Source organism: Bacteroidota bacterium (assembly GCA_016711505.1).
Taxonomy (GTDB): domain Bacteria; phylum Bacteroidota; class Bacteroidia; order AKYH767-A; family 2013-40CM-41-45; genus JADKIH01.
Genome location: JADJSV010000019.1, coordinates 16,381 through 30,073, shown reverse-complemented (window position 1 = coordinate 30,073; position 13,693 = coordinate 16,381). Strand labels below are relative to the sequence as shown.

Here is a 13,693-nt window from a genome sequence, read left to right as displayed (position 1 = left end):
ACAATTTGTCTTTAAAGGTTCTATCTTACAATGATAACCTTTGATAAGTAATTTTTATCATTGTTACTTAATTGTAATTGATAAATTCCATTGGAAATATCTGACAGATCCAATAAATTATTCTTAAGCACTCCTGAACTGATCATTCTTCCGAATCCATCAATCATTCTATATTGCCATTCATTTGAATTAATATTTTTATCAGTGAATGATATAAAGATCCTACCACCAGAGGGATTAGGATAAGATACAATTTCTTCATTCTTCAAATGAGATAAAGGAGTAGTTATCTCTGTCAGAATACTATCATCAATGTTTACAAGATTACCTGCCTGATAATAAACCAATATTGCACTTTCATTCAAAGGGGAACTGCTTCCCCATGGTAGTACATTTGCAAGTGGTATATTATTTCCATTTGCTATTCCGTTTGTATCAGCTGTCTGTCGGCCAACACAGATTACACCGAGACTTGTTTTGTAAATTCCAAACAATTCAGTATTTCCTCCTCCGGCTTGAGTTAATGTGTCCCACACTCCTACTACAAGTGAGGAATATTTTGGAACATGAAATTGTGAATCATAAACCCTGACAAAACTATTCCATGCGCTTAATCCGCCGAAATCAGGTTTCACCATTTTCTGGAAAGCATTTGAAGTAGTAGTTGTTCGTCGTCCTACTGCTATGACACACACATCACCGGAACTTGAAACTTTCATATTGTTACGTGCGATCCTGGTAGTATTTACATCAGGCCAACCGGTATTAGGGTCTGCCCAGCCATCAAGATTAGGATCAGCGTGAGGTGTGCCAAGCGAACCTGTTCCTTCAGCATACTCGCCCATGAAAGTAGAATTGGTCAATGTGCCATCATTCAACAAAAATTTTCCAAGCCAAGATAGATGGATATTTCCATTTGTACCTGTAAACTGATTCTGAAAACCATAAGCTGCGGGGTCGCTTGCAATCTGATTGCCTTCCCAAAAATTTTCAATGTTATTACCATGGCATCTTGCACCAACAACAAGTTTGTTGTTTGAATAATCAATTGCCAATGCATCTACGTATTGATCAGGAACCGATTCCATCGTATCGCCTGCAGGAGTGATCTCATGATACAAGCGCGACCACCATAGCATCGTACCGGATTCGTTCATTGCAATAACTGCAGGTTCAAAATCAGGACTACCACCTGAGGTAACACTTTTAAAATTCACTCCCAGGTAAAGATTGTTATTACGTTTATCAATACAAATATTCGTACCACCATAAACAGGACTTCCTGCGGCAGCAGAATATCCCGTATAACCGGGACCGGTAGCAGTAGGACTCGCAGGATCACATGGTCCATTGAAAAGAAGATCTGCAGGCCATGAACCTTTCTTAGTTCCACCATTCCCATCGGGTTGAATGTAGTCATATTCGTTTTGTGTCCACGACCTGAGATCGCATCGGCCCCAGATCTTCAGAACAATTCCGCTGTAGTCTACGGAATCTATTCCACCCTGAGGATTAGAAGAAGCCGGTGTGCCTTTAAATTCAAATCCGTTTTTCAACCAATGAGTTCTCCAGTTCTCTACAATAGCACGTTGTCCGTTTTGATTGAGACAATAAACAGCACTCCAGTCATAGCCAAACGCTTCGCCGGAAATATAAAATACACGACCATCATTTGTTACATCCCATGGGTGATAATCTTTCGGGCCTGATTTCGCCCAAACAACTTCTAACCATTCCAAGGCAGTCGGAAGCCCGTTTACAAAATTATTATCCAACTTACCTATAATGTATCCACCATTATTAGCATCTGAATCAGCAGTATTTGCACTGATGTAAAGATCTCCCGTAGCAGTATAAGGAAGTGTATTTGTTTTAATGAATCGAATATCTTCCACCACACCCTGAGGAAAATGGACAACCTGTAAAATGGTTTGAAGATCAGAACTCAAATGGAGAATAAATCCATATCGATTTGATCCAAGTGAATTAGGAATTATTCCCGGATAATTTAATTGAATCCGCTGCACTCCTGCATCGATCCAGTTTAAGTCATCAGCATAACCACAAATCAGAAATGTTCCATCTGTGATCTGCATAACATCATAAAATGTTTCTTTGCCGTTACTGCCCGCATAACTTACAATATTCATTTGAGCAAATGATTGCAAAGTAAAAGATAATGATAGCAGAAGCAGAAGTTTTTTCATGTGGTTTGATGATCAGTTCATTTTTTAAACAAATTTTTTCTATTTAAGTTTTTCAAGCATTTCATTGGTGAGTGGCTCAGAACTGATCCCATATCCGTTCACCATAACACCTTTCAAATTATGTTTGGGAGATGATATTGCATATACAATGCTCTCATCTGCCGGATCTGAATTGCCCTCAAAACGAAAGAACTTGTCGATGTGAAATTCATCGTGAAATAATTTAATTTCACGACCACTGCATTCCAGACAATTCTGACGCAAGTTCAGATCTTCAATGTAGCCTTGCTTTTTCAATCCATTGATTGCTTCCACTACTGTATCGTATGCTTCCATTTTAATTAGTTTTAAGAATGAACACTTGGAAAAGTTTGTCTAAAATAAGAAAATTAACTTCTTCTTCTTTTTCCATCAATAAAAGTCCAATTATCATAAGCAAAACTCCAGTCGTCCCCATTATTATGTGTAAATTATTGACTGTTCTTAAAAATATCATCTGGATCAAAATCCATCCACTTAACATAAGCCCCACGGTCAGGATCATCGTTTTATAGTACGGCCATTTCATCAATATAAAAATAATCACTACAAAACTGAAGACGCCATTAACCAGAAAGAGAATAATACCGGGAATGAGGAAGTTTGTGAATGGAGAATATTTCAACCATTCAACTGTTATACCCAGACTGCTTCCATCCGGATGAAGAATCAGATTACCACCACCATAAACTGCTCCGATTCCATTAAAAAGAAGAAGCAATATTGCTACGATTTTAATAATTGAATTTCTCATAAAAAAACACGGCTTACAAAATTAATTTGAAGTTACATTATATTCAATACTCCTTAATTGAAATGTTCCATAAATAAGATCTTTATCGGGATAAGAATAAATTGTTTCCGCCGATGAAGCTAATTTGCAGCCATTGAATACCTGATAATTTTTCAAAGGCGTCGACCATCGGATCTTTTTCATTGAACCACTTTCTGTAATTGTATAACGATCATCTGAAATAAAATTTACCAATTCATTCTTATTGTTAAAGACAAGAGTTGCATTAATTTCAATATTATTATTTATGAACTTAGCAAAAACACTATCACCATTATTACCTGTCCATTGAATCCGTTCATCTATCAATGTTGCCGGCGCCATACAACACATGTCGTTAAAAAAAGTAACTGTTTCTGCTATCCCCATATCCTGTCCTGATTCATACTGTACTGTAAACAGTGAAAGTAACCTGATATCCATAAACGCTGTCCCATTTTTAAAACTATGAAATCCGGCTATAGGAAGTTTTTTCATTTCCGCTTTCATAAAAAATAGTCTTACTGAAGTTGGTAAAAAATTAAACTGCTCAGAAGTGAAAGGCATCCATGGAGCATCATTATTTTTACGTATGTTTCCGGAAAACCTGATTCTGAAATTATGAACTTTAGGCTTGTTCAAGGCTCCCGTATATACCAGATATTTCTGAACACGTTCGGGTAATTTTACAAGGTCAATGTCTTTTAATATTGCTGTATCACCAGCCTGAACTTTTGCTAACTGTTCATGAACTTCAACTTTGTATTTGTCCTCAAACTTAATTTTATACCAGCTTAATATCAGAAACACAAGCAGGATCACATTGATTATAGTTCCATACTTTGAATCATGCCATGTTGTAATTATCAGGTATTGCGAAAGCATAATGGACAGAAAGGCAAGATAAACCCAAGCATTTATGTTGAAAATCATCAATGCAATTGTTGCGACAAACAGACAAGAGGCAATGAGCCAAACGATTCCACTAATTTTTGAAATGGATACAGATATCTCAGCTAATGGTGCTAATTTATATGCTTTCAGGAAACCCAATAAATGGAAAAGTGCATGAAACACCAGAACTACATACAAGATTACTTTCATCGAATGAAGTTAGCCATTAAAAACCTATGTAAAAGTGATAAATGTCTTTGCTTCGAAACATAAAAATCATTTGTAGTATTGACAAGGGGTTAAAGGAAATGCCAGCATTTTTTAAACACAGAGAAAAAGGAGAAAAAAAGTGAGGAAAAGGAGTCTTCTCTCTTTTCTCCCTTTTTTTCTCCTTTTCCTCCATGTTTAAATTTCAAGAAGTGAGCTTCTTTTCAACGAGCTCCTTATATGTTCTTCCTAAAGGCAAAGTATTCCTCCCTACTTCAATCTGAATTGCATTGAATGCTGTCACCTTATCGGCATTTACAATAAATGATTTATGGATCCTGACAAATTTATCGTCGGCCAGATATTTTTCCAATTCCCCGATCTGAAATTTTGTAACTATTTGTTTATCGCCGGTATGTATGCGCACATAGTCTTTCAGGCTTTCAATAAAAACAATTTCATCTGAATAAACTTTAATATTTTTTTTATCTGTATTAAAAAAATAGAATCTGCGTTCATTTGAATCTGGCCTGTGAACAGGATCAACTGATCTTGTCTTTTCATACACTTTATTTACCGCCTGTAGAAATCGATTGAACTCAATAGGCTTGAGCAGATAGTCTACAACATTCAGATCAAAGGCATCAAGAGCATACTGATGATAAGCAGTTGTAAGAATGACATGATATTTGTAGCCGATCGTCTTTAAAAAATCAAGTCCACTGATACGTGGAAGATTAATATCCAGAAAAATCAGATCTATCTTCGACCGATGCAGCTCTTCATTGGCAGTGAATACATTTTCACAAACACCCATGAGTTTTAAACCCGGCATTTGCTGGATGTAATCCCGCAGTACTTCTGAAGCAAGATGCTCATCTTCTACGATCAGACAATTCATAGTCAGTATAGCTGGTTAAGTCGATATGTAAATTTACAAAGAAATTCCCATCCCTTTGCTCATGAGAAAAACTATATGATTTGTACAAGAGTTGCAACTGCCGCGAAATATTGACTAAACCTATTCCTTCCTGAACATCATCCTTTACAGAAATCTCAGAAACGGGATTTATGATGTGGACATTAAAATCAGTTTTTTGCAATTCCACTTTGATAAGAATCTGTGAAGAATCCATATTTCCGGATATGCCGTGCTTGAATGCATTCTCAACAAGCGGAAGAATAATAAGCTGTGCAATTTCTCTTTGCGGATCATCGATATTTCTTATCAAAGTCACATTGATCTTTTTTCCGAATCGTAGTTTCTGAAGTTCAATGTAATCGTCAACGATCCGCAACTCTTTTTCTATTGTTGTGGACTTATCGGTTTCATAAAGCATATATCGCAAAATTTTAGACAATCGCATAACTGCATCCGGTGCGGCTTCAGACTGAATTCTTGTCAACGCATAAATACTGTTTAAAGTATTGAATAAAAAATGCGGATTGATCTGAGCTTTCAGAAACCGAAGTTCGGTTTCAACCTTTTCGCGTTTCAGTTCTTCCTCCCGTTGTTGACTTTCATAGCGGTTCTTAAATAGTTTAATGCTCAGTGCAATTGCAGCAATTGAAAACACATCAAATGCTCCCCACAAAAGTTTTGGAAAATTCCAGAAATAGAATGTACTCTCAGGATAAAAGAATGGTTGAGTAATCCGGTAAATTGTAAAACGTTGAATGAATGCCGACAATATTAAAAGAACGACAATAAAAAGAATAAGCTGAACGTATTTTCTTTTATTTACAAAATTCGGAAGCAGGTAATACATGATAATGTATGTAACTGTGATCTTCAGCGGAAGGTGTGCAATATCGTTCAGGAATGAACGCGTAAAATTTCCATCGTAAGAACCAAGAATGTAACCGCCCCATAATAAATAAGTCAGCCAGAAAAGAACATGAAGCGCAATTCTTTTATTCATACCGCTAATTTGAGAAATTTCAGGAGAATTACATCTGCATTAAGCCGAACAACATGTTTCAACATATGAACAGCATAATTGATCATCTGAAATTCTTTCATTCTTTTTTGAAAACAATTTGTTGGTAGAAAACAGTCATTAGAATAATAATTGTTTAAAGAAATAAATATATACATAAAATTACAAGACTAACCGTAAATAATTTACCACACATGAAAAAATCATTCTTCATCTGCTTTATTCTGGCATTAAGTCTGAATTCAATGAGCCAGACATTCACAAAAATTACAACCGGCCCTGTAGTTTCCACTCCCGGAGATTCACGAAGTGTAAACTGGATCGATATGAATAACGATGGCCTGATTGATCTTTTTATCTCTAACGGCAGAGCCGGAGGTCAGAATAACATGCTGTACATGAATCTTGGAAATGGTTCTTTTCTTGCAAGAACAGGAGATCCGATCGTTTCTGGATAATAAACCCAGTGACGGTGCAACCTTTGCTGACTCAGATAATGATGGCGATGCTGATGCTTATGTAGTGAATTGGTACAACTTCGATAATCTATACTACATAAACGATGGCATTGCAAACTTTACTGAGATACTGGGAACGGCCGTTGTAAATACAAATGGATATTGCGAAACTGCTTCATGGGGGGATTATGATAATGATGGACTTGTTGATCTTTATACTACACGAAGTGGCGGCAGTGCAAGTACTGACCGCAACAGACTTTACCATAATGATGGAAACAATACATTCACTGAAATTACAAGTGGCAGTCCGGTCACTGATCTTTATACTTCAAGAAGCGTGAACTGGACAGACATGGACAGTGATGGAGATCTTGATCTATTTGTTTCCAACGAAGGTTTAACAGACAACGATGAAAACATTTACAGAAACGATAGCGGCACATTCACAAGAATTACTACCGGTCCTTTAGTAAGCAATGGTGGTTTAACGATGAGCAGTAGTTGGGGTGATTATGATAACGATGGCGATCTCGATGTATTCCTTGCAAACGATCAATCGAGCAATGCCTTATTCAGAAATGAAGGGAATTTCACCTTTACAAAAATCACGGGCGATACTATTACAAATACAAACGATCACTCATTCAGTTCAGCATGGAGTGATGTTGATAATGATGGCGACCTCGACCTTTTTGTAACTAACACATACAATTCCGCTTTAAAGCAACTAAACTTTTTTTATCTGAATAATGGCGATGGTTCGTTTGAAAGAATCGGATCCTCGCCATTAGCTACGGATTCTTCCTGGTCTTATGGATGCGCTTTTGGCGACTATGACAATGATGGCTTTGAAGACCTGGCTGTCGCTACAGTAAGATTCAACAATACTGATCCATCGGATTTCCTCTATCACAACGATGGAAATGGAAATCACTGGAGTACAATAAAACTTGTCGGAACCACCACAAATAAAAGTGCAATCGGAACTAAGATCAGAATGAAAGCTATTATTTCAGGAAATCCGGTCTGGCAGATGCGTGAAATTTCCGCTCAAAGCTCCTACTGTGGACAAAATGATCTGCGAGCACATTTCGGTCTGGGCGATGCAACAGTAATCGATTCCATAAAAGTTGAATGGCTTTCAGGCACAATTGAATACTTTACAAATGTTGCACCGGATGAATTCTTCACTATCACAGAGGGACAAGGATTAACAGGAATGAATTACATCGATGAGTCAAATAAATTTTTACTCTATCCAAATCCGACAACAGGTAATTTAAAAATCGATTTTTCTAATCTGGCATTGACAGGCGAAAATCATCTTACAATACTGGATTCGGAAGGAAACATTATTTACACAAAATTGCTGGAAGACTATTCTTCACAGCTCAATATTGATCTCTCTTTCATCAGACAAAAAAGTACAGGTCTGTTTTATGTTACGCTTTCAAATAAAAAGGGAGTGACTATGCAAAGATTAGTTAAGTTGTAATAAAATTAAACTATTGCTTAACAATTTTGTAAAACAATACCGGCGAAAAACTATTGGTTATTGACATAAAATAAATTCCGGAAGAAAGCTTTGAAAGATCGATCTCATTTCGCCCGGAATTTATTTCTCCGAGAGCAACTGATTTTCCATATTGATCTGTAAGTTTATATTCCGAATTCACAACTTCATATTTATTTACGATCGTCAGTGTACCTGTAACCGGAACCGGGAAAATTTCGAAAACCATGGAAGTCAATTTTGGTTCACCCAGAATGAGATCATCCAGATAATTTCCCAGGTAGGAAGTCAGATCAAAAGTATGAAGTTTTTGAGGGGTGTTAATCACAGGTGGCTGAGAGAAAGCCTCATTTGAACAATAATATTTTAATCCATCAGAAGTTGCAATACCTTCAACCTGATGAAATGGTAACGACAAAGACAAGCTTCGTTTGTTTCCACTGAAAAAATTATGATCATCAAAATCGTAAAGCAAGTAAACAAACGGCTGTAGTAAATTTGTATACGCGCACAGTACGACCATTCGCTTCGATTCAAGATAGGTAGCACCTGTTATCATACCCTGAACATCCAACGGCGAATGAAGCTGAGCAATGTGATTTCCAGGAACCTTCGGTAAAGAATATAGTGCAGTCTGATTGCTTACCCACTGTTTGCTAAAAAGAAAAATACTGTCTTGAGAAACAATAAAGGCTTCGCAATCAAAATCGGTATTGTTAGATCCTGTTGGAGTAAAATCAGTCTGATCTGAATAAGTAAAACTGATCGTATCGATCACAGGAGAATTGATAAGGAGAGAATTCTTTTCAATTCTCAGAATGTGCAGATCAGTTCTGTTTCCATTTACATTATTTCCGAAATCACCGACATAAATGTATAGGGAATCGCTTGAAATTTCTTCCCAGTCATAATTTTCTACTCCGGTTAAATTGAATTGCTGCACAATGTTCCCCGACAATGTATCCAAAGAATACAATAGCGTATCTGTATTATCATTAAGCGTCAGTAAACTACCATTCCACAGAATTAAGCCCGATGTTTCTGAGATAGTAGAATTCAAAGCAACACTTGTAACAGCAGTTACTGATGCAGGACTATAGAGGCAAGTACCATCGTTATCAGTAGCCAGATTGTTGTAGTTATTTGCGAGATGGTCAGTACATCCATACACTTGAGCAAACAACTGATGAGTGCCGAAAAGCAGGTTCGCAAGAATACAAACAATTACAATCCTCATCTCCGAAATCAGTTTACAAGAAATACTGAAACGCCATGCGGAGAACAGATCATTTTTTCGCCGTCGATCACAACTTTTCCATTTTCAAATATCGCTGAACCGATTACTCCCCGAAAGTCAATCTTTGTATCAAGATCTTTATTGGTCAGGTTCATTACAATCAAAACCTTTTGTTTATCTGAATAGCGAAGGAAAGAGATTACCCGGTTATCTGAAACTTTTACATTTTCAAATCCATTTCCATTTAACGCAGGTGTTGTCCGACGAAGTGCCATTAATTTTTTATAGTGTGAAAATACCGAAGAAGAATCTCTGGAACTTACATTGAAAGATTTTACATCTTGCGTATTGTATTTGCTGGCCTCCCACTTCGTTTTGCCACCTGCGTTTTTTGCAGTTGACCACAAGTAAGGCTCACGGATATATTCCTTTGGCAATTTGCCAAACATCCCTACTTCTTCACCATAATACAAATAAGGTGATCCGGGCAAAGTAAATAATAATGTTGCAGCAAGTTTTGATTTTTCCTGATCGCCATTCAACAATGTCATACTACGATCATGCTTTTCATTATTGATACTGATGATGTCAATAAAATCAGTTGCATTGGCAGAATAAGTACTTCGAACTTTCAGGAGATCAATTACCAATCCGGAATCCACTTCATTCTTAACTACATTAATAATTGCCGAAGAAATATCATGATTGACCAAGGCATCAAAACCATTTCCAACGAAAGATTTATTGTCACCTGAAATTACATTTCCTGCCAGATAAAAACCTGCTTTGGTTTTTTTCATCTCTGAATGAAACTCCTTCCACCATTTATTTGTTTCTGAAACAGATTCAGCATCAAAATATAATTCTACTCCATCTATCTTGAAACCATCCAGATCAAACTCTTTAAGCCAGAAGGTTCCGATCTTCATCACCTCCGCTCTTAATTCAGCATTACTGAAATTAAAATCCGGCGCTTTACTACCATTACTTCCATAAAACTTTTTTCCCGGAATTTTTTTGCCATTTTTATCTACCGGAGAATGCCAGTTGTCTTTATTTCCTGAAATTGATTTTTCATCCTTCCAGATAAAATAATCAGAATACTGCGATGACTTACCGGAAACAGCAGATACAAACCAAGGATGCTTTGTACTACAATGATTGACTGGAAGGTTCAAAAACACTTTCAACTTGAGCTGATGTGCAGTAGAAACCAGTTTCTTTAAACTTGCTGTGTCTCCATAAACACTGTCGACTTTATAGAAATTCGTTACATCAAAATTATCGTATGAAGGTGACGGATTGATTGGAGAAAGGCAAACTCCCTCCGCACCCATTCCGCGAATATTTGCCAACTTAGAAGTTAATCCATTCAGATCGCCATTGCCATCACGATTAGAATCGAAATAAGAACGGACAAAAACATCGTACACTATCCGGTTTTTATGATCACGGTCATTTACAGGAAGTGAATCTGCTGTTGGCCTTGAACTCCTTTCAAAACTTTGACCATTGCTAATAAATGCTGTCAGTAGTAATCCGACGATAATAACTCCTTTTCTCATAATCAGGTTGAATTGTATTCTGCAAATATGGCAAATAATAAGTTAGGAGGGAAATTTTTAAATGGTTGCAGGTTTCAGGTTTGCAGGTTTCAAGTTACCTTCATAGTCAGCTACGGAGCTAACCTGAAACCTGCAAACCTGAAACCTGCAACCTCTTCTTCACTCCATCTTTTCCAGATAATACTCTGCAAGATGATTAATCGGGTGCCTGATAATTTTTTTCACATTTACTTCTTTCTCTTTACCTACAGCACGGATGACCTCATCAAAATAATATGCAATCGTTCCGACAAAATGAACCGGCGTATTTTTGAAATCCTTATAACTGCAAATATATAACCGGAAAAATTCCTCTATTCCTTGCTTAATGAATGCTTTTACAAATTCATCCTCCCTGTTATCAGTCAGAAAATTCGCAAACGATGCAAGCCATACATTAGGACGCGGTTTATTATAAACGTTTTCAAGCATGATGGCTTTACTCATTTCATATTTGTCTGCGAACTTTTTATTTAAATGTTCAGGTAACAATCCATACAGATAATCAGCAATAAGTTTTCTTCCGAAATAACTTCCACCACCTTCATCTGCCATGATAAATCCCAGACCAAAATTATTCGGAAGTATCATTTCACCATCGAAGTAACATGAATTACTTCCGGTTCCCAGAATACCAACAATTCCGGCATCACTTCCGCATGTTGCTCTTACAGCTGCAATCATATCTGAATCTACGAAGACTTTTGCATTTTCAAAAAAGTCCATCAGGGCTTTTTCAATGACGAAATTTCTTTCTGCTGATGAACATCCTGCTCCGAAAAAATAAACTTCTTTGATCTGAGAAGCTATGGTTTGCAATCCTGAATTCGCATGAAGTTCTTTCAGGATGTATGCATGATCATGAAAATAAGGATTGAATCCTGCAGAACTGAATTTCTGCATAGATGCTGTTTTATCTACTATTACCCAATCGGCTTTCGTTGAACCACTATCGGCAACAAGAATCATAATTTTTTGAGATTACAAAATATTACAGAATAAAATCAGTACTCAGAAAAGCAGATTTTCTTTCATCTAAAATTTCTGAAATGATATTCTTATTCAATTCATTTTCTTTTGCAGCTACCAATGTCCGGATACTGAAAACACGCAAAGCATCACTGACACTCAATGTACCTTCCGCTGAATCCTTTCTTCCATTGAAAGGAAAAACATCGGGACCACGCTGACACTGACTATTTATATTCACTCTGCATACCTGATTCACCAGCGGGTCGATCATGTGTGCAATTTCATCTGAATCACTTCCGAAAATACTTACCTGCTGTCCGTAGTTGGACTTAACCATGTATTCAATCGGTTCGCTGATGTTTTTGAATTTGATGACAGGAATAACAGGACCAAATTGTTCTTCATTGTAAATTCTCATATCAGAAGTTACGCCTGTCAATACAGCCGGGAACATAAAACTCTCTGCAACGCTTCCGCCATTTTCATTGGCAATCATTGCTCCTTTTGCAACTGCATCATCAATTAATTCTTTCAGATAAGTTGTTTTATTTTTTTCAGGCAAGGGAGTTAACAACACATTTTCTTCCCATGGCATTCCTGCTTTTAATTGTGATATCTTATTACAGAATTTCTCGAGGAATTTCTCAGAAACAGATTCATGAACAAAGATCATTTTCAATGCAGTGCATCTTTGACCATTGAATGAAAGTGAACCGGTGATAACTTCACTGACCGTCATATCAATATCAGCATCAGCAAGAATTATTGCAGGATTTTTTGCTTCAAGTCCTAATGCTCCCCGTAAACGATTTGGAAAAGGATGTTGCTTCTTCAAAATATTTGCAACACGACTGGTACCTATGAATGCCAGACAATCGATCTTACCTGTAGCCATTAAAGTTCCACTGGTCTCTGCTCCTTCACCATAGATAAAATTGATCACGCCTTTTGGAAATGAATCACGAAAGATCTCCAGTAAAGGCCGGTGCAAAAGCACTCCATATTTTGCCGGCTTAAAGATCACAGAATTTCCCATGATCAAAGCAGGGATCAGATTACAATACGTTTCATTCAGCGGATAATTATATGGCCCCATGCACAACACAACTCCAAGAGGACCACGACGGATCTGAGCATATACGCCTTGTACTTTTTGTAACCGTGAACTATCGCGGTCAAGTGATTTCAACGATTCAATTGTATCATTGATGTAATCAATCGTCCGGTCAAATTCTTTTTGTGAGTCAGTAAAACTTTTTCCTATCTCCCACATCAGCATTTTTACAACGTCATCTCTTTTTTCAATCATCCGACGAGTAAAATTTACCATGTGCTCAATACGCTTCTTTATACTCATCGTTGCCCACTCACCACGACCATTATTGTATGATTGCAATGCAGCATCAAGAGCTTTTGATGCAGCAACTCTATCCATAACAGGTTGCGACCCTAAACGCACCCGCTTCAACTCACCATTTTCATTTATAAAAACCGGTGAATAAACATCAGCAACTGGTCCGTCCCAATTTAAAATTTCACCATTGAGTAAATATTCCTTTTGTTCAACAGTGCCTGCTAACTGAAATTTCGCAGGAATATTAGTAGCGGTTGGAAAAAGAGTTTCGAAATTTTTTTTGAGTGTTGGCATATGGTGAAAGTACGGGTTTTTTTTAAGTTCAAAGCTTGATGTTCAAGGTTCAAAGTTCAAAGTTCAAGGTCAAGAATTGGCTGCCACCTACGAAGCCAACTTTGAACATTGAACTTTGAACCTTGAACTCGGAACTCGGAACTCTGAACAAAAAAAAAGGGATCACAAACGTGATCCCCTCTTATTATTGACCCTAACC

The 13,693-nt window shown here is 37.1% G+C and carries 12 protein-coding genes; 2 read left to right on the top strand and 10 right to left on the bottom strand.

Annotation, left to right across the window (positions count from 1 at the left end; all coding sequences use genetic code 11):
- Nucleotides 1–20: 20 nt before the first annotated feature.
- The 6 genes from IPL24_18350 to IPL24_18325 all read right to left on the bottom strand — a co-directional run bounded on the left by IPL24_18350 (nt 21) and on the right by IPL24_18325 (nt 6,041).
- Nucleotides 21–2,207 (bottom strand): T9SS type A sorting domain-containing protein, encoded by a 2,187-nt coding sequence (locus IPL24_18350; GenBank protein ID MBK8365549.1) that lies wholly within the window; start codon nt 2,205–2,207, stop codon nt 21–23.
- 39 nt (nt 2,208–2,246) lie between these two features.
- Nucleotides 2,247–2,543, bottom strand: a complete 297-nt coding sequence (locus IPL24_18345) for a phosphoribosylpyrophosphate synthetase (GenBank protein MBK8365548.1) — start codon at nt 2,541–2,543, stop codon at nt 2,247–2,249.
- A gap of 1 nt (nt 2,544) precedes the next feature.
- Entirely contained in the window at nt 2,545–3,000 is a 456-nt protein-coding gene (locus IPL24_18340; GenBank protein ID MBK8365547.1) for a hypothetical protein, read from the bottom strand.
- Nucleotides 3,001–3,021: 21 nt separating this feature from the next.
- The gene (locus IPL24_18335) at nt 3,022–4,122 is read right to left on the bottom strand and encodes a hypothetical protein (protein MBK8365546.1); all 1,101 of its coding nucleotides are present in this window, start codon (nt 4,120–4,122) and stop codon (nt 3,022–3,024) included.
- A gap of 202 nt (nt 4,123–4,324) precedes the next feature.
- A complete protein-coding gene (locus IPL24_18330) occupies nt 4,325–5,029 on the bottom strand; it encodes a response regulator transcription factor (protein ID MBK8365545.1) in 705 nt (234 codons plus the stop codon).
- Nucleotides 4,995–6,041: a histidine kinase gene (locus tag IPL24_18325; protein MBK8365544.1), complete on the bottom strand. Its 1,047-nt coding sequence runs from the start codon at nt 6,039–6,041 to the stop codon at nt 4,995–4,997. The genes IPL24_18330 and IPL24_18325 overlap by 35 nt, the downstream gene beginning before the upstream one ends.
- 212 nt (nt 6,042–6,253) lie before the next feature.
- Between IPL24_18325 and IPL24_18320 the strand changes: the two genes are divergently transcribed.
- The gene (locus tag IPL24_18320; protein MBK8365543.1) at nt 6,254–6,517 is read left to right on the top strand and encodes a VCBS repeat-containing protein; all 264 of its coding nucleotides are present in this window, start codon (nt 6,254–6,256) and stop codon (nt 6,515–6,517) included.
- Nucleotides 6,471–8,015, top strand: coding sequence for a VCBS repeat-containing protein (locus IPL24_18315; protein ID MBK8365542.1), 1,545 nt, complete (start codon nt 6,471–6,473; stop codon nt 8,013–8,015). The genes IPL24_18320 and IPL24_18315 overlap by 47 nt, the downstream gene beginning before the upstream one ends.
- 10 nt (nt 8,016–8,025) lie before the next feature.
- Here the strand turns inward: IPL24_18315 and IPL24_18310 are convergent, their stop codons facing one another.
- From IPL24_18310 to IPL24_18295, 4 genes are all read right to left on the bottom strand, one after another.
- Nucleotides 8,026–9,270 carry a T9SS type A sorting domain-containing protein gene (locus IPL24_18310; protein MBK8365541.1) on the bottom strand — a complete coding sequence of 415 codons (1,245 nt, stop codon included), beginning with the start codon at nt 9,268–9,270 and terminating at the stop codon, nt 8,026–8,028.
- Nucleotides 9,271–9,278: 8 nt separating this feature from the next.
- Nucleotides 9,279–10,835 (bottom strand): DUF3459 domain-containing protein, encoded by a 1,557-nt coding sequence (locus IPL24_18305; GenBank protein MBK8365540.1) that lies wholly within the window; start codon nt 10,833–10,835, stop codon nt 9,279–9,281.
- 159 nt (nt 10,836–10,994) lie between these two features.
- Nucleotides 10,995–11,843 (bottom strand): N-acetylglucosamine kinase, encoded by an 849-nt coding sequence (locus tag IPL24_18300; GenBank protein ID MBK8365539.1) that lies wholly within the window; start codon nt 11,841–11,843, stop codon nt 10,995–10,997.
- Between the two features lie 22 nt (nt 11,844–11,865).
- Nucleotides 11,866–13,494 (bottom strand): NADP-dependent glyceraldehyde-3-phosphate dehydrogenase, encoded by a 1,629-nt coding sequence (locus IPL24_18295; GenBank protein ID MBK8365538.1) that lies wholly within the window; start codon nt 13,492–13,494, stop codon nt 11,866–11,868.
- Nucleotides 13,495–13,693 lie beyond the last annotated feature (199 nt).